This window comes from Methylobacterium sp. C1, from assembly GCF_001854385.1.
GTDB classification, from domain to species: Bacteria; Pseudomonadota; Alphaproteobacteria; order Rhizobiales; family Beijerinckiaceae; genus Methylobacterium; species Methylobacterium radiotolerans.
The window spans coordinates 6,274,456-6,291,391 of the sequence record NZ_CP017640.1 but is presented as its reverse complement, the minus strand read 5'-3'; the positions used below and the strand labels follow the sequence as shown (position 1 = coordinate 6,291,391).

The 16,936-nt window shown below is 72.8% G+C and carries 15 protein-coding genes; 11 read left to right on the top strand and 4 right to left on the bottom strand.

Annotated features, from left to right (window positions below; translation table 11 throughout):
- Positions 1 to 133: 133 nt before the first annotated feature.
- From BKE41_RS29085 to BKE41_RS29065, 5 genes are read left to right on the top strand one after another with little or no spacing between them, the layout of a single operon-like run.
- Positions 134 to 1,276 (top strand): polysaccharide biosynthesis/export family protein, encoded by a 1,143-nt coding sequence (locus tag BKE41_RS29085; RefSeq protein WP_234741142.1) that lies wholly within the window; start codon positions 134 to 136, stop codon positions 1,274 to 1,276.
- Positions 1,273 to 2,805 (top strand): Wzz/FepE/Etk N-terminal domain-containing protein, encoded by a 1,533-nt coding sequence (locus tag BKE41_RS29080; protein WP_012322372.1) that lies wholly within the window; start codon positions 1,273 to 1,275, stop codon positions 2,803 to 2,805. Before BKE41_RS29085 ends, BKE41_RS29080 begins: the two co-directional genes overlap by 4 nt.
- Positions 2,802 to 3,443 (top strand): CpsD/CapB family tyrosine-protein kinase, encoded by a 642-nt coding sequence (locus tag BKE41_RS29075; protein ID WP_029358045.1) that lies wholly within the window; start codon positions 2,802 to 2,804, stop codon positions 3,441 to 3,443. The genes BKE41_RS29080 and BKE41_RS29075 overlap by 4 nt, the downstream gene beginning before the upstream one ends.
- Complete coding sequence (locus tag BKE41_RS29070) at positions 3,431 to 5,068, top strand: O-antigen ligase family protein (RefSeq protein ID WP_071000579.1); 1,638 nt, start codon at positions 3,431 to 3,433, stop codon at positions 5,066 to 5,068. The genes BKE41_RS29075 and BKE41_RS29070 overlap by 13 nt, the downstream gene beginning before the upstream one ends.
- A complete protein-coding gene (locus tag BKE41_RS29065; protein WP_071000578.1) occupies positions 5,065 to 5,997 on the top strand; it encodes a glycosyltransferase family 2 protein in 933 nt (310 codons plus the stop codon). The genes BKE41_RS29070 and BKE41_RS29065 overlap by 4 nt, the downstream gene beginning before the upstream one ends.
- 12 nt (positions 5,998 to 6,009) lie before the next feature.
- Here BKE41_RS29065 and BKE41_RS29060 read toward each other — a convergent pair whose 3' ends face one another.
- A complete protein-coding gene (locus tag BKE41_RS29060) occupies positions 6,010 to 6,747 on the bottom strand; it encodes a class I SAM-dependent methyltransferase (RefSeq protein WP_012322368.1) in 738 nt (245 codons plus the stop codon).
- Positions 6,748 to 6,819: 72 nt separating this feature from the next.
- On the opposite strand from BKE41_RS29060, the gene BKE41_RS29055 reads away from it, so the two are divergent.
- A complete protein-coding gene (locus BKE41_RS29055; protein WP_012322367.1) occupies positions 6,820 to 7,962 on the top strand; it encodes a DUF1972 domain-containing protein in 1,143 nt (380 codons plus the stop codon).
- Between the two features lie 28 nt (positions 7,963 to 7,990).
- Here BKE41_RS29055 and BKE41_RS29050 read toward each other — a convergent pair whose 3' ends face one another.
- Positions 7,991 to 8,593 carry a serine acetyltransferase gene (locus BKE41_RS29050; RefSeq protein ID WP_244413156.1) on the bottom strand — a complete coding sequence of 201 codons (603 nt, stop codon included), beginning with the start codon at positions 8,591 to 8,593 and terminating at the stop codon, positions 7,991 to 7,993.
- The gene (locus tag BKE41_RS29045) at positions 8,590 to 9,192 is read right to left on the bottom strand and encodes a serine acetyltransferase (RefSeq protein ID WP_012322365.1); all 603 of its coding nucleotides are present in this window, start codon (positions 9,190 to 9,192) and stop codon (positions 8,590 to 8,592) included. The genes BKE41_RS29050 and BKE41_RS29045 overlap by 4 nt, the downstream gene beginning before the upstream one ends.
- Before the next feature lie 149 nt (positions 9,193 to 9,341).
- Here BKE41_RS29045 and BKE41_RS29040 point away from each other — a divergent pair, with 149 nt between their 5' ends.
- Genes BKE41_RS29040 through BKE41_RS29025 form a run of 4 tightly spaced genes read left to right on the top strand, consistent with a single transcriptional unit; the run spans position 9,342 to position 14,245 of the window.
- Entirely contained in the window at positions 9,342 to 10,799 is a 1,458-nt protein-coding gene (locus BKE41_RS29040; RefSeq protein ID WP_245295870.1) for a polysaccharide biosynthesis protein, read from the top strand.
- Complete coding sequence (locus BKE41_RS29035; protein ID WP_071000576.1) at positions 10,796 to 11,737, top strand: glycosyltransferase; 942 nt, start codon at positions 10,796 to 10,798, stop codon at positions 11,735 to 11,737. Before BKE41_RS29040 ends, BKE41_RS29035 begins: the two co-directional genes overlap by 4 nt.
- Positions 11,734 to 13,116 (top strand): right-handed parallel beta-helix repeat-containing protein, encoded by a 1,383-nt coding sequence (locus BKE41_RS29030; RefSeq protein ID WP_071000575.1) that lies wholly within the window; start codon positions 11,734 to 11,736, stop codon positions 13,114 to 13,116. The genes BKE41_RS29035 and BKE41_RS29030 overlap by 4 nt, the downstream gene beginning before the upstream one ends.
- 1 nt (position 13,117) lies before the next feature.
- Positions 13,118 to 14,245: a glycosyltransferase family 1 protein gene (locus BKE41_RS29025; RefSeq protein ID WP_012322361.1), complete on the top strand. Its 1,128-nt coding sequence runs from the start codon at positions 13,118 to 13,120 to the stop codon at positions 14,243 to 14,245.
- Positions 14,246 to 14,283: 38 nt separating this feature from the next.
- Here BKE41_RS29025 and BKE41_RS29020 read toward each other — a convergent pair whose 3' ends face one another.
- Positions 14,284 to 15,597, bottom strand: coding sequence for an MFS transporter (locus tag BKE41_RS29020; protein ID WP_012322360.1), 1,314 nt, complete (start codon positions 15,595 to 15,597; stop codon positions 14,284 to 14,286).
- A 179-nt stretch (positions 15,598 to 15,776) separates the two neighbouring features.
- Between BKE41_RS29020 and BKE41_RS29015 the strand changes: the two genes are divergently transcribed.
- On the top strand, positions 15,777 to 16,928 hold the full coding sequence (locus BKE41_RS29015; RefSeq protein WP_071000574.1) for a dimethylmenaquinone methyltransferase: 1,152 nt from the start codon (positions 15,777 to 15,779) through the stop codon (positions 16,926 to 16,928).
- Positions 16,929 to 16,936: the final 8 nt, after the last annotated feature.

Below are 16,936 nucleotides of genomic sequence, written 5' to 3'. Positions count from 1 at the left end.
GAGTTGCCGTGAGCCGGGTTCAAGCCTCGTTAACCAAGCTTGGCGATTGTATCGCGGTGCGCGGTTCGATCACGAGTTGTGATGGGGCGAGCGCAGTCGAGCAGGATGCGGCTGAAGGTCGATGGCGTTTTCCTTGTCTGCGTTCCTCGGCGCGTCGCACCTGCGTGCCGGCCGACCATCCGGCGCCGCGGGGACCGCGCTCGCGCTCCTCGCCTGCGCGCCGCTGCTCGCCGGCTGCATGTCGGGCCGCCCGCAGAGCGCGTCGCGCTCAGGCCTCGACGTGACGCAGACCGGCTCGGTCACCGAGGGCCTCCCCGCGGCACTGGTCGCGGCCGCCCAGGAGGAGGTCGGGCGGACCATGCGCCTCGGGCTGGCGAACTACCGGCTGAACGTCGGCGACAACCTCGAAGTCTCGTTCCTGATCGATTCCAGCGTCGTCCAGCCGACCTACCGCCTGAACCCGAACGACGAGTTCGACGTCGATTTCCGGACGCACCCGGAATACAACCGTACGGTGATCGTCCGACCGGACGGCCGGATCTCGCTGCCGGGCAAGAACGGCATCAAGGTCGCGGGGCTGTCGCCCGAGGCGGCGGCCGCGCTGATCAAGAGTACCTACGACGACGTGCTGATCGACCCGGTCGTCACGGTCATGCTGCGCCGGTTCCGCACCGTGACCGACGATTTCCGCGACCTCACCCAGCGGGCCGACATGGGCCGCGTGAAGGTTCTGGCGATCGAGCCGGACGGCAAGATCAACCTGCCGATGGTGCCCCCCGTCCAGGCGGCGGGCCGGACCGTGCACGAGGTCATGGGCAGCCTGAACGCCGCCTACAAGCACCAGCTGGCCTCGGTGACGACCAGCGTCCGGCTCGCGAGCCTCGTCCCGGCCAACACCATGGTATTCGGCGAGGTCCGCGCCCCGGGTCCCGTCACCCTGCAGGGACCGCGGACCCTGGCGCAGGTCCTGGGCTCGGCCGGCGGCGTCCTCCCGACGGCGGCCGGCGAGGCCGTACGGATCATCCGCTTCGACGCCGAGGCGGCCGGCAGCGTGCGCATCGTCGACATCAGCCAGCCGGGCCTCGCGGATTCGATCGTGGTGCCGCCCAACGCCACGGTCTACGTGCCGCCCTCGCTGCTGGCCAAGACCGCCCGCGCGGTGGACCTCGTGGTGCGCCAGATCCTGCTCTTCAACGGGACGGGCTTCGGCGTGAACTACATCACCGGCCCGGCCGCCAGCACCTCCACCACCGCCACCGTGAGGTCCGGCACGTGAGGCAGACCGACCTGACCGCCGCCGACGCGGTCGAGGGCCCGGCCTTCGACCTCCGCGACGCCCTCGCGGCCCTGTTCCGGCACATCCGGCCCGCGCTGCTGATCCTGGTCGCGGCGATCCTCGGCGCCGGGATCTACCTCCTGCTGACGCCGGCCGAGTACACGGCCGACGCCAAGCTGATCATCCGTCTCGGCCGCGAGAAGGCGGGCGCCCCGCTCCAGGGCGGCGCGAACCAGAACTACATGTTCTCCGAGCGCGCGCAGAACGTGAACAACGAGATCGAGATCCTGCGCGACCCCAGCATCGTGCGCGACGAGTTCGCGGCGCTGAAGGCGATCACCCCGACCGGCGACCTCGGGCCGCCGCCGGCGGACTGGATCGACTGGCTGATCTACCAGGGCCGTCAGGCCGTGCGCGGGGCCAAGGCGGTCAAAACCTGGATCGTCGACACGGTGCGGATCCCGTTCGAGGCGGTGGGCCTGCTGCGCCACCTCACGCCGGACGAGAAGCTCTACGAGGCCTATCTCGCGGCGTTCAAGGTCGTCTTCGTGAAGGAGACGGACGTGATCCTCACGGGCTTCACCTGGACGGACCCGCACTTCGCCGCCCAGGCGCTGAACCGGCTGCTCGACGCCTACAAGCGTCGCCACGTCGAGGTCTACGCCGACGAGACCCCGGCCTCGTTCTACCAGAGCAAGCTGGACCGCGCCCGGGCCGACCTCGCCGCCATCGACGCGCAGCTCGCGACCTACCTCAAGGGCAACAACACCGCGAGCTTCGAGATCGAGCAGCAGAACGATCTCGGCACCCTGGCCGACCTCGCCAAGCAGAAATCGGCGGCGCAGATCGAGCGCGAGGTGGTCGAGACCCGGCTCAAGCGCACCCGCGAGGCCGGGCCCGACCGCTGGCAGCCGACGCCGCCCGACGCCGATCCGACGGTCACGGCCTTCGACCAGCGCTGGGCGGACCTGCGGACGAAGCGCGCCGAACTGGCGGTGCGGTTCCGGCCGACCGCCCCCGAATTCGTCAGCCTCGATCGGGACCTGGCCGCGCTGGCGCGGCAGAAGTATCAGGCACTCCTCGCCGCCGACACGGCGAAGCTCGCCGTCCTCGCCGAGAAGATCCAGAGCATCACGGGGATCGAGCAGACCCGCCGCCGGGCGGCCATCGGCCAGAGCGACGCGGCGCTGGCCTACGGCCGGCTGACCCAGCAGAAGGGCCTGCTCACCGACGAGATCACCGAGACCCAGAAGCGGATCGACGCGCTGAAGACCGGCACCGGGCTCGACGCGCAGGCCGTCACCTCCTCGGCCCTGGTGGCGCGCGCCGTTCCGCCGCGGCTGCCCTCCGGCCCGAACCGGCCGCTGATCCTCGGCCTCGCGGCCGGTCTCGGGCTGCTCGCCGCCCTGGCCTACGTCGCCCTCGCGGAGATCCTGGCCCAGACCTATCGCAGCGCGTCCGAGGTCGCCCGCTCGCTGCGGGTGCCCGTGCTGGCCGCGGTGCCGCTGCAGACAGGAGCCGCCGGATGATCGCCGCCGCAGCCGCACCCCGCATCGATCCGGCGATCCTCGAACCGGCACTCGTCCAGCTCACCCGGCACGAGGCGCGCGTCCGCCGGGTCGGCGTCACCGCGGTCCAGCCCGGCGAGGGCGTGAGCACCCTCGCCCGCGAACTCGCCGGCGCCTACGCCCGGCGGGGCCGCAGCGCGGTGCTGATCGAGGCGAACTGGTCGCGCCCGTCGCTGGCGGAGGCCTACGGCCTGACCGGCCGGCCGGGCTTCGCCGACATCGTCGCCGGCGCGGTGGCGCCGAGCCGCGGCGTCCACGCGGTTGCCGAGAACCTGAGCGTCGTGCCGGCGGGCAGCGCGTCGGCCATCCGCGAGGCGACCCTCGACGACGGCCGCGTCGAGGATTTCCTCGCGCTGATCGACGACCGCTTCGACCTCGCCATCGTGGATTGCGAGCCGATCACCGAGATCGGCGACGCCGCCGCGCTCTCGCCCTTCGTGGACGGCTTCATCGTGGTGATCGGCGCCGAGCGCACCCGCCGGGCGGTGGCACAGCGCGCCCTGGCCGACCTCAAGGCTGCCGGCGGTGCGCCGCTCGGCGTCGTCCTCAACCGCACCCGGCGACCGATCCCGAAATGGCTCTACCGATGGCTCGGGTGAGCGCGGCCCCCGTCCGCGCGCTGCGGGTCCTGCCGCTGGCCGGGATCGGCTTCGCGGCGGCGGCCGGCGCGATCGCCCTGAGCGCGGCGCCGCTGAAATTCGCCGTCGTCGGCCTCGCGGCGGCCTTCGGCGGGGTCGGCGCCCTGATCGTCGGGCGCCTCTATCGCCTCACACCGCTCCTGCTCGTGGCCCTCGCGGTCGGGCTGACGGTCAAGCTCGACGTCAGCTTCCTCCAGCATTTCGAGGCCGTCGGTCAGTACCTGCCGAGCATCGGCGGCGGGGCCGGCCTGACGGTGAGCGTCGCCCTGCTGGTGGCCGCGGCGCTGATCGTCGCGAAGCTCACGGGCCTCGGGGAGGCTTCTCCGGGCCTGCGCCTCGACCGGCCCCTCGTCCTGACGCAGTTCTGCTTCCTGGTCGCGGGGCTGCTCTCGCTCTCCAACGCCACCGACACGGCCTATCTCTGGTTCGACACGTGGCGCTTCGCCGGCCTGCTCCTGGTCTCGGTCGCGGTCTCGAACCTGTCCGAGTCCGACATCCGGACCCTCGCGCTGGCGATCTGCGCCCTCTGCCTCGTCCAGACCGCGGTGGCGGGCCTGCAATACATCTCGGGCTCGGAACTGGGCCTCTCGGTGCTCGGCGAGGAACAGATCGTCGAGGAGAACATCAACTTCTCGGCCCAGCGCCGCGCCGGCGGACTGAAGGTTCACCCGAATATCCTCGGCTACTACTACGAGTTCGTCTGGCCGCTCGCCCTGGCGCTGGCGCTGTCGCGCGGGCCGCTCCTCCTGCGCCTCGCGGGCGCCGCGGGCGCCGCCTCGGCCCTGGTCGGCGTGGTCCTGACCCTGTCGCGCGCGTCCTGGCTGACCTTCCCGGTCTCGGCCGCCCTCCTGATCCTGCTGGTCTACCGCGACCGCCTGTTCTCCCGGACGAGCCTGATCGTCTTCGGCCTGCTGGCGATCGTCGGCGCCGTCGCGGCGCTCTACGCCGGCCCGCTGATCTGGGAGCGGCTCACCGCCGACGACGGCGGCTCGGCCGCCCAGCGCGGCCCGCTGAACGCGGCGGCCCTGGCGCTGTTCGAGCAGTTCCCGATCTTCGGCGTCGGACTCAACAACTTCGGCAACCAGTTCGCGGTCCTCGATAGGACCGGCCTGTCCCGTCTCGCCGGATTGTTCGACCGGTCGAACCACGTGGTGCACAACCTGCACATCCTGATCCTCACCGAGGTCGGGATCGTCGGCTACGCGGCCTTCGTGCTGGTCTTCGGCACCGGCATCGTCCGGGGCTTCCGCGCCGCCCGCCGCGCGCCGGTGGGCGATCCGCTCGCGGCGATCGCGGCCGCCTGCGCGGTCGGCCTGATCGCGCACCTGCTGCACGGGCTGGTCGATCCGGGCTTCCGCCTGAATCTCGGCATCGCCGAGTTGCTCTACACCGGCCTCGGGCTGATCGCCGGGGTGCGGGCGGCGCAGCGGCGCAGGGCTGTCGAAGCGTCCCGGGCGGTCGCGTCCACCGGCATGATCGGCGCGGCGCGCGCTCGACCGGAGCGGAACCCGGCGCCGCGCAACCCTTCGCGCCCGGCGTCGCCCGGGGGGCGACCAGCCCTGGCAGCGTATGGAGACCGTTCGTGAGCGCCGTCAGCCTCAGCGTCCTGATCGTCACGTACAATGCCGGCCAGGACATCGAGACCTGCCTGGAACGGCTGGCGGAGAGCCGCATCGACCGCCCCTACGAGGTGATCCTCGTCGACAACGCGTCGACCGACGGGACACCGGAGCGGGTCGCGAGGGTCTTTCCCTGGGTCCAGGTGATCGCCGAGCGGACCAATCACGGCTTCGCGGGCGGCAATGCCGTCGCGCTGAAGCACGCGCGCGGCGCGGCGATCCTGCTCCTCAACCCCGACGCGTTCCTGCGCGACCCGGGCGCGCTCTCGGGCTTGCTGGACCATCTCGACGCGCATCCGGAGGTCGGGGCGGTCGGTCCGCGCCTGACCTTCCCGGACGGGACGCACCAGGTCGGTGACGCCGGCTACGAACCGCGCCCGCTCTCGATCCTGGTCCACGCCGCCGGCCTGTCGGGCCGCTTCGGGCTGCGCGGCCTCTACCTCGCCAGTCGCCAGGCCAAGGGCGCGCGGCCCCTCGACGTGGACTGGATCTGCGGGGCCTGCCTGCTCCTGCGCCGCTCGGCGATCGCCGCGATCGGCGGCCTGCAGAGCCCGATGTTCCTCTACGGCGAGGACGTGGATTGGGGCTGCCGCCTGCGCGATGCCGGCTGGCGCGTCGCCTACCGCCCGGACATCGCCGTCACCCACCTCCAGGGCGGCTCCGGCAGCACACGCTCGGCCCGCTGGCTCGATGGGCTGGCCGCCATCTACAGCCTGCGCAATGCCGGCCGGCCCCTGTCGTCGCCCGCCTTCTTCTCGGGGCCGCTCCGGCTCGGCTTCACCCTGCGGGCGCTCGCCTACGGTCTCGCGGCCCGGCTGCGCGGGCAGCCGGACCTCGCCCGCAAAGCCGACGACATGCGCAGGTTCGCCGGCCACCTGCGCAGTCTTCGTCTCTGATCTTATGAACCGTCACGGCCGCTTGCGGATGAACACCATGTGGTAGCCCTTGAACGGGCCCGGCGTGAGCCGGAACAGCAGCTCCCAGAACTTGCCCAGGACGATGTTCTCGCCATGATAGAACGGCTGCCCGTCGAAACTGTAGGTGAAGTGCTCGAACCGGTCAGTTGGGAAAAGCCGCTTCCGCGCCGCCTCCGTGTTCATCGTGTAGAGCGGCACGAACGAGTCGATCTCGACCCGCCGCGGCTCGACGAGGCGCAGCACCCGGGCGTGCAGCCGCTTCGGCACGAGCCGCGCCCCGATCCCGACATAGCCCCAGCGGTTCGGCGTCCAGGCGCAGAGCCAGCCGCCAGGGGCGAGCACCCGGCCGAGCTCCGCCGCGGTGACCTCGGGATGCTCGATATGTTCGAGGACCGAGAAGGCCGAGATCAGGTCGAAGCTCGCGTCCGGGAATGGCAGCACCCCGTCGTGACCGATCAGCCGGACCTCGTCGGCCGACTTGTTGCCGAGGACCGCCTCGTCGACGTCGCAGGCGACGACCTGGGCGCAGCGTCCCCGGAAGTCGCCGAGGTGCCGCCGCAATGGGACCGGGTCATCGCTCCACTTGCCGCGCCCCGCGCCGAACTCCATCACCCGCATGTCCGGCCGGAGCAGCGCGTTGACGCGCACGATGTACTCCATCCGGTGGTCGTGCCGGGAATAGCCCCCGGCTCCCATCTCCCGGAACAGACGCTGTTCGACCGTGACCATGCTTCAGGCTCCTCTGAACGTGCCGCGCCCACGGCGCGTGTGAAAGCGGGGGGATCGGGCGGGCGCCCGGCGGTGGCGATCCTCGGCACCCGCGGGGTGCCGGCGGCGCACGGGGGGTTCGAGACTTTGGCGGAGCGCCTCGCGCTGGAGCTCGTGGCGCGGGGCTGGCGGGTCGAGGTCTACTGTCAGGTGCGCGAGCCGGCGCCGCTGACGGTCTGGCGCGGGATCACACTCATCCCGGTCGCGGTCCGCGGCGACGGCGCCGTCTCGACGATCGTGTTCGACCTGAAATGCACCCTGCGGGCGGCTTTCAGGCCCGCCCTGCCCCTCGTGCTCGGCTACAACACCGCGGCGTTCTCGCTGCTCTACCGGCTGACGGCCAAGCGCAGCGTCATGAACATGGACGGCATCGAGTGGAAGCGGGACCGCTGGTCGAAGCCCGCCAAGGCCTGGTTCTGGCTGAACGAGCGCCTCGGCAGCCTGTTCTCGACCCACCTCGTGGCGGACCACCCGGAGATCGCCAAGCACCTCGCCCGCAGGACCTCCGCCGCACGGATCTCCACCATCGCGTACGGCGCCGACCCGGTGCTTGAGGCCTCGACCGACCCGCTTGCGAAGTTCGGGCTGCGCCCGCGCGATTACGGCCTGCTGATCGCCCGGGTGGTGCCCGAGAACCTCGTGCTCCAGATCGTGCGGGCCTGGAGCGAGGTCCGGCCGGGGCTGCCGCTGCTCGTGCTGGGCAAGCTCGCGGAGTCCGATCCGTATCACCGCGCCGTCCGCGCGGCGGGCGGCCCGGACGTGATCTTCGCCGGCGCGATCTACGAGGCCGAGCGCGTGGCCGCGCTCCGCTTCCACGCCCGCTTCCACATCCACGGCCACACGGTGGGCGGGACCAACCCCTCGCTGGTCGAGGCGCTGGGGGCGGGCTCGCCGATCCTCGCCCACGACAACCCGTTCAACCGCTGGGTGGCGGGGCCGCAGGCGCTGTATTTCGGCGACGAGACGGAGCTGCGGCGGGGTATTCTCGGCCTCGTGCGGGCCGGGCCGCGCCGCCTGGAGGTCATGGGCGAGGCGTCCCGACGCCGCCACGCCGAGGCGTTCACGTGGCGCGGCATCTTCGACGCCTACGAGCGCGTCCTGCGCCGCCAGCTCGCCCCGGAGCGGGAGGGCCGGGGCGCGCAGCGGACGGTGCGCCGGGAGCACGGTCGCGCGTGACACGGGCGCGGGCCGGGCGCGGCCGGTCCTAGCGCCCATGGCCCACCTCCGAGCCGCGCCCGCCGCTGCGGAGCTGCCGCTGGACCACCATCGTGACGGTGCCGGCCGGGACGTCCCGGAGGCTGCAGACCCCGATCCCGACCGTCGCGCCCGCGCCGATGGTCACTGCTCCCTGCACCGCGGCGTGCGCGCCGACCACGGCGCCGTCGCCCAGGCGGGGGCCGTCGGCGGGGAACGGCTGGCTCGGCAGGATCCAGTCCCGCGGCCCGACCAGTGTGCCGGGCAGGAGCGTCAGGTCGGCGCCCCCGGTGCCGCAGAACGCGACCCGCGCCGGGTGCGGCACGAACAGGCCGGGCCCGAGGCGCGAGCCCGGATGCAGGCTGGCGCCTGTGAGCCGCAGGGACAGGTCCGCCACCAGGGCGGCGCAGCGGCGCCAGCCCCGGCCGTGCAGCAGGTGCGCGGTCCGGTGGAGGATCGCCACCTGCATGGCCGGCAGCGTGAGGTGCATCAGGCGCCGGAGCCGCGAGGTCGGCTTCCCGCCCGTGGTCTGGCGCAGGACGCGGGCGAAGTCGGCCGCCAGGAGGCGCCGCAGCCCCGACAGGGTGAGGTGATCCGTCATCGGACCGCTCACGCCGCGACTCCCCGGCCGGGAAGCGGCCGCCAGGGCTGCGGCATGACCTCCTCGTCGGCCTGGACGGGCTTGAGGATAGTGGTCCGCGGACCGATCCGGGCCCGGTCGCCGATCGACACGGCCCCGAGCACGATGGCGCCGGCCTCCAGGACCACGTCGTCGCCCAGCACAGGGAGGCCGGGACCGCCGCCGATGTCCTGATCCGGCTCCTTCAGCAGGCCGCCGATGGAGGCCTGGATCCCGAAGGCGGCGTCGCGGCCCACGGCGCCGGCGATCACGGTTCCGTAGGGCTGCGGCAGGAACAGGCCGCCGGCGATGCGGCTGGAGGGCGGGATGTCGGCGCCCGTCCACCAGCCGTTCACCAGCCACAGCAGCCACGCCGCCATCCGCCAGCCGCGCTCGTGGGCGTAGCGGGACAGGCGGTAGAGCCAGACCGCGTGGTAGCCCCGGCGCAGGCGGGCCGGCCCGCCGCCGCGGCGGCGCCAGTGATCGCGGTCGGCGGACAGGGCAGCCCGCACCTCGACCCACCGGAGACGCCCCGCCTCCGCGTCCGCTCCGCGCGAGAGACGCAGATCCGGTCCAGCGGCTGTCTCGGACATACGCAGTCCTCCGGTTTTTCCCAACGCGACAACTCTGCAACCATAAATTGAGCTTGCGGTTGCAAGCCATACGCAGCCTGCCACGATGCAATCGTAGGTCGCAGTTTTCAGTCAGGCTTCACCGAGAGATGCTCCGCTTGGTAAACCGATTGTCGGGACGGAGGCGCGCCGGCGGGCTGCGCTACGGCGCGAACCTGCTCGGGCAGGCGGCGGGGCGCGGCGTCTACCTCGCGGCCGGCTTCGCGGCCTTCGTGATGGTCGGCCATTTCGCCGGCCCGGCGGCGCTGGGCCGCTACGGCCTCGCCCTGGCGATCCTCGCGGTGGCGCTGATCGCGGCGGATTTCGGCACCACGCTGACATTCGGGGCGCGGCTCGGCGCGGTCAGACCGGAGATGCGGGCGGCCGAGTTCGGCCGGATGCTGTCGGCGCGCCTCGTTCTCGGCCTCGGGACGGGTGCCGCGCTCCTCGGCGTCCTGCCGATGCTGCCGGATTCGATCCGGCCCGCCCTCGCGCTCGCCGCCCTGCTGATGCCGCTCGCGGCCGCCCGCTTCCTCGACGCCCTGTTCCAGGTCTGCGGGCGGCCGGGCTGGTCCGTCTGGCCGTCGCTCGCCAACGCCGCCCTGCTGATCGGCGGGACGGCACTCGCGCTCTGGCTTCAGCTTCCGGAGGCGGCGCTCAGCCTCGTGGCGGTGGCCGCCGGCATCGCGTACGGCGCGGTCGGGCTGGCGCTGGCGCTGCACCTCGTGCCCGCCCGCCCCGCCTCGCTGCCGCACGCGCTCGCGACGATCCGGGCCGCGGCGGGGGTGGGCGTCTCGAACGCCCTCGGCTCGCTCAACGGCCGGATCAGCCTGATGATGCTGGCCGCCTTCGCGGGCGCGGCCGAGCTCGGCCAGTTCACGGCCGGCTTCCGGTTCTTCGAGTTCGGCGCCGCGGTGGCGATCACCCTGTGCGCGCCGCTGGTGCCGGTCTTCGGGCGCGCCGTCGGGCCCCTGGTTGACGGACGGTCGCGCGCCGGCACGACCGCCCTGCGCGCGCGGGTCCGCGGCGCTTTGGTGCCGATCCTCGCCGCGTCCTGCGCCGGAGCGGTGGCGGCCTGCGCCCTCGCGGAGCCCCTGGTACGCCTCGCCTTCGGTCCGGATTTCGGCGGCGCCGTCCCGGTGCTGCGCGTCGCCACCGGGATGAGCGTCCTGCTGATCGCCGCCACGGTCCTGTTCGCGGGCCTCGTCCCGCTGGGCCGGACCGGTTTCGCGGTACGCGGCAGCGCGGCGGCCTGCGTCACCAACCTCATCGCCTGCACGCTGCTGATCCCCTGGGATCCGCTCCTCGGCGCGGGCCTCGCCGCGCTGCTCGCCGAGGCGGCGATGCTCGGCGTCCTGGCTCAGGCCTTCTGGCGGGAGGCCGGACCGCCGCTCGCCCTGGCCGACGTGCCGACCCTCGCCGCGCCGGCCCTCCTCACCGCCCTCGCCTGGGCAGCCGGCCCCGCCGCGCTGGTCCCCGTGACGGTGCCCGCCGTCGCGACCCTCGCGACCGCCGCCGCGGGGTGGCTGTGCCTGCGCCGCAACCCGTCCGATCCCCTCCCCCTCCCGCTTCCGGAAGCCTCGTCATGAGCGATGGACCCGTGCTCTCGGTCATCATCCCGACCTACAACCGCGCCGACACGCTGCGTCTGTGCCTGCGGGCCTTCGACCGGCAGGAGACGGAGGCGCCCTTCGAGATCGTCGTCTGCGACGACGGCTCGACCGATCACACCGGGACAATCGTCAGCCGCGCTGTCGCCACGGGCCGGATCCCCGTGGTGCACCTGCGCCAGGAGAATGCCGGGGCGAACGCCGCCCGCAACCGCGCCATCGCGGCGGCCCGGGGCGAGCGCCTCCTGATCGTCAACGACGACACCATCCCGGTGCCGAGCCTCGTCGAGGCGCACCGGCTCGCCCACACCCGGCGGGGCGGGCGGGAGACCGCGATCCTCGGCCGGATGACCATCGACCCGGCGCTGCCCTTCTCGCCGTTCTCGGCGCTCCACCACGACGCCTCCTACGACGCCCTGGCGGGCCGCGAGGAGGTCGGCTGGGACGCGTTCCTGACCTGCAACGTCAGCGTCGACCGGCACTTCCTGGGGGAAGCCGGGGGCTTCGATCCGAAGCTGTTCTGGCACGAGGACATCGAGCTGGGCGAGCGGCTGGCCCGGCGCGGCATGCGCCTGTTCTACGCCCCCGAGGCGCTGGGCTACCACCACCATCTCCTCGACGAGGCGGCCTATCTGCGCATCGCCGAGCGCGAGGGCGCGGCCCTGGTGCTGTGGTACCGCAAGCGCCCGGACCTCGTGGCCGATCTCGGCCGCCTCGGCCTCGTCGGGCCGCCGCCGCTCGGCGCGGCGGCGCGCCACCGGGTCGCCGACCTCGCGATGCCGCAGGCGCTCCTGCCCGGCTGGCAGATGGCGGCCCGCGCGCTGACGCGGATCAGCCCGGAGGCCGGCCGGACCGTGTGGCGGCGTCTGTTCCAGCGGCGCAAGCGCCTCGCCATCGCCCGGGCCCTCGCGGCATGAGGCGGCCCCGCACGGTCCTCGGCTGCGCCCTGTCGGCGCTGGTGCTGCCTCTCCTGGCCGCCTGCGGGCCGGCCGACGCGCAGGTGCAGCAGAACATCTTGGTCGACCCCGCCGGCGGCACGAAGCCCGGCTACACCACGGTGGCACGGCTCGCCGACGTGCCCTTCGCCGCGCTCGGTCCCGGCTCGAGCGTGCTCGTCCGCGGCGGCAGCTACGGCGACGTCGTGTTCGTCGGGTCGCGCGGGACCGCGGCGGCGCCCGTGACGGTGGCGGCAGAACCCGGCACGCAGCCGCGCCTGTCCAACTCCGTGGTGTTCGAGAACGCCGTCTACGTCACGGTCACAGGCCTCACCGTGCAGGGCGCGGTGAATTCCGGCTTCATCATCCGCCGGGGATCGAGCCACGTCACGGTCGCGGGCTCGACCGTGTCACGCTCCGGCCTGGGGATCTGGATCGGTGACGGTGCCGGGGCGGGTCACCGCATCAGCGGCAACACCCTCGCCGACAACCAGACCCACGGTGTGGCGGTCGACGTGATCAACGCGCCCCGGGAGGACCCGAGCTACATCCTCGACAACACCGTGACCGGCAACGGCATCCACGGGATGGAGATCAACGGCTCCGGCTACGTGGTGGAGGGCAACCGCGTCTCGGGCAACGGCGTGGGGATGTCGGGCACCTCCGGCATCCACGTCTACGCGAAGGACGCCGCCCAGGACGCGGGCGACCGCAACACCATCCGGTACAACATTGTCACCGGCCAGAAGGAGACGACCGGCCAGGACGGCAACGGGATCCAGATCGACCAGTGGTGCGACGGCAACGTCGTCGCGTTCAACGTCGCGGCCGACAATGACGGTGCCGGGATCAACCTGTTCGACGCCGGCTCTAACACGGTGGTGAACAACACGACTTACGGCAACATGCGCGATTCCGGCGGCAAGCACGTCTACCGCGGCGAGATCGTGCTCGCCTCCGACTACACCAAGCAGGTCGACCGCACGTCGAACAACCGGGTCCTCAACAACATCGCCTACGCGACGCGGCCGAACGTCGCCGCGATCGTGGTCGAGGCGACCACCACCGACAACAACAACGCGATCGGGCCGAACTTCCTCGGCAGCGCCGTCGGCGCCCCGCTCTACCGCTGGGACACGCAGGCCACCGGCGACGGGGCGAGCCTGCCGCTCAACGGCCAGGGTCCCGACCTCACCGGCACGCCCGCCTTCCGCGATCCCGCGAACCCCATGACCGGCGGACTCGCCCTGACGGCGCCCCCGGCCCGCGCCGGCATCCCGCTCGGCGCCACCCGCGACATCGCCGGCCAGGCCTACGCCCCCGGCGAGGCCCCGACCTTCGGCGCCTACAGGAGCCCGTAACATGCTTCGCATCGGCATCGACGCGCACGTGCTCACCGGCAAGCCGCAGGGCAGCCGGACCTGGCTCGTGAACATCATCGGGCGGGCCGCCGCCCGCCACCCGGACGCCACCTACGTAGTCTATTCCGGCGACCCGGAGGCCTGCGCCCGCATCGTCTCGGGCGACAACATCGAGCACCAACGGCTACCGCGCGTGCCCGCGACCGTGCGGCTGACCCTGGTCTGGCCGTGGCTGTTCCTGCGCGACCGGCTGGACACGCTGCTGACTACCTACATCGCCCCGCCGCTGGTGCCGGGCGACCGGCAGGTGGTCGTGGTCCACGACATCCTGTTCGAGACGCATCCCGAATTCTTCCCCTGGTCGATGCGCTGGCGGAACAAGATCCTGACCCGGCTCTCGGCGCGGCGCGCCAAGCTGGTCCTGACCATCTCCGACTACAGCCGCGACTCCATCGCCAACGTCTACGGCATCGCGCGGGAGCGCATCGCCGAGGTGCGCTGCGGCTCCACGCCGCCGCAGGCGGTCACGGAGCGGACGCCGCTCGCCGACGGGCGCCCCTACCTGCTGATGGTCGGCCGGCTGGAGCCGCGGAAGAATCTCGGCCTCGTCCTCGACGCCTTCGCGCGGCTGCCGCAGGGCGCGGCCCGGCTGATCGTCGTCGGCAAGGGCGACGGCGAGCGGCCCGAGACCCTCGACCGCCTCGCCCGGACGCCGGACGCGGTGCACATCGCCGGCATCGACGACCGGGGCCTGTCCGACCTCTACGCCCGGGCCGCCGCCCTGGTCTTCCCGAGCCGCGGCGAGGGCTGGGGCATCCCTGTCCTCGACAGCCTCGCCCGCGGGACGCCGGTGATCGCCTCGAGCCTCACGGCCATCCCGGAGGCCGGCGGCAGCGCGGCGAGCTACTTCGACCCGGACGCCCCCGACCGGGTCGAGCGGCTCACCGAGCTGATGGCGGCGGCGATCGAGGGGCGGCTGCCCTTCGACGCCACCGCCGCGCGCGCCCACGCGGCGCGCCACGACTGGGACGGGCCGGCCGCCACCTTCGTCGACCTGATGCGCCGCAGCTTCACGGCCCGCACGCACCTCCGCGACCTGATCCTCGCCGCGCCGAACCTGCGGGGGTGACGCGAGGGGCTGACGCCAAGGAAGCGCGGTCGGCCCGCCTAGCGCGCGGCCCCGAGCGCGCCGACGATCGGGCTCTCCGGTCCCTCGTCGGCGATGGGATCCTGGATCAGCGTCCAGTAGCCCAGGGCCGCCACCAGGGCGATCGCGGCCCCGGTGATGAAGGCCATGGAGAAGTGGCCCGTGCCGCCGACGATGAAGCCCGTCACGGTCGGCGCCAGGGCGCCGCCGATGTAGCCGCCGAAATTCTGCATGGCGCCGAGCGACGCCGTGCAGCTCGCCGGCGCCGCCACGGAGGCCATCGCCCAGGCCGACGACGAGCTCATGTAGACCAGGAACAGCGAGGCCGAGATGCAGGCGATGGCGAGGGTGTCGCTCGGCGTCAGCGCCGCCACCACCGTGAAGGCGGCAGTCGCCACCAGGGAGCCGACCATCGGGATCTTGCGGCTGCGGATCGGGTCGACGCCGCGGCGGACGAGGACATCGACGACGCGGCCGCCCAGGATCCCGCCCAGCACGCCGAAGGCGAAGGGGATCGAGCCGACGAGGCCGGTCTTCTGCAGGGTGAAGTGTCGCTCGATCTCGAGGTAGCTCGGCAGCCACGCGGTGTAGAGCCACGTCATGTAGATGCAGCCGAAATAGCCGACGATCATCCCCCAGCTGGTGCGGAACCCGAAGAGCCGTCGCCACGCGCTCCAGGTGACCGCGCGGCTCGCGTTCGGGGCGTCGCCCTCTTCCAGGAAGGCGCGCTCCCCCGGCGTCAGGTCGGTCTCGCGCGGGTTGCGGAAGACCAGGTAGACGATCGCGGCGAGCACGAGGCCGGCCGCGCCCATGATGACGAACATCGCCCGCCAGCCGAAGCTCACCATGAGGAAGGTGAGCAGCGGCAGGGCCAGGAAGGTCCCGAGCGAGGAGGCGCAGTTCCAGATTCCCGTGGCGGTGCCGCGCTGGCGGATGTTGAACCAGTCCCGGGAGACCCGGGCGCAGGTCGGAAAATGCGGCGCCTCGCCGACACCGAGCACGATCCGCGCGCTCACGAACTGCCAGAACGACGTCACCGCGCCGCCGAGCATCTGGCCGAACGACCAGCAGGTCAGGCCGAGCGTCAGCGTCAGGCGCGGGCCGAGCCGGTCGGCGAGCGCCCCGGCCGGGAGCTGCGCGAAGGCGTAGGCCCAGAGGAAGGCCGAGAGCAGCAATCCCATGTCGGGGATCGAGAGGCCGAGATCCTCGCGGATCAGCGGGTTGGCCACCGCCAGGGTGGCCCGGTCGACGTAGTTGACGACGCCCGCCGTGACGAGCAGGGCGAGCGAGATCGTCTGGATGCGGCGCACGCGCGGCGTTGCGGCCAGGGCCATCGTGTCCTCCCGGTATGACGGGCCCCTTGGGGGTCTCCGTGGCCGGCCGGTCCTTCGCGACTCGCGGCGGCCCGGGACCATTCTGCACCGAATGCCGCCGGACGGAAGGCCCGCCGCCCCTCGCCTCCCGGCGCCGGGCGTCGTAGACGGGCCGCTCCGTCACCCTTCGAGTCCGCCCGTTGCGCCTGATCCAGATCACCCACCACGACCTCGACGGCTACGGCGCCTCCACGGTCGCCGCCGCCTGCGCCACGGTCGAGCGCGTCGTCCACGTGCCGCGCTACAGCGATGTCGGCCCCGTCTTCGAGGACGAGATCAAGCGCCTCGGCCGCGCGGCGGAGCGCGAGATCCTGCTGATGACCGACCTCGGCCTGGAGGAGCAGACCATCGCGGGCCTGAAGAAGTTCGCCGCGATGAACCGGCGACGCGCGGACGGGCAGAAGCACCGGCTCGTGGTCCTCGACCACCACGCCTCCTCCCTCGACCAGCTGCGGCGCCTGGGCCTGGACGCGGCGCCCGACGCCGAGCGGCCGGCGCTCCACCGGATCGACCTGGGCGACCCCGAGATCGCCGTGCTGATCGAGGACGACATCTGCGCCACGCGGATGACCTTCGAGCACCGGGCCCTGTTCGCCACGCACGAGCCCGCGACCGACCTGTCGAGCCTGCTCACCGCGGTCGATGCCCTCGACCTGTGGCGCAAGGAGAGCCCCGCCTTCCGGGGCGGCCTCGCCCTGGACGAGCTGTTCTGGGAGGTCGTGTCGAGCTACGTGCCGGTCGGGCATCCCTGGCACGACCGCTTCGTGTCCGAGATCCTCCTCGCGGCCGCCGCCGCCCTGCGGGACGGGGCGAGCCCGGCCGATCTGGAGCGCCGCGCCTCGGCGATCCGCGCCGGCGTGGTCGACGCGCTGCTGCGCGACGCGCCGGACGACGACCCCACCCTGACGACGCGCATGCGACTCGCCCGGGCGCTCGCCCGCTCGGACTCCCTGTTCCGACCGCTGAAGGACGGCACGCTCCTGTCCTTCGCCCTCGACTCGGGCACATTCCAGCGGGTCTCCGACCTGATCATGGATGCGGGCCGGGCCAAGCGCGTGGTCAACGTCCAGCGGATGGGCACGCTGTCGTTCCGGTCCAACGACGGCACGGCCCTCGACGGCGCCCGCCTGTTCCGCGGCGGCGGCCACCGCGACGCGGCGGGCGGCCGGCTCCAGAGCGGGTCGGCCTTCTCGATGGCGGACGCGATCGCCCAGGTGGAGCCGGTGCTGAACCCGGAGAAGCCGGCCGGCTCGGACAGCCCGTTCGCGGCGCTGAAGAACTGGAAGGGCTGAGCGACCGC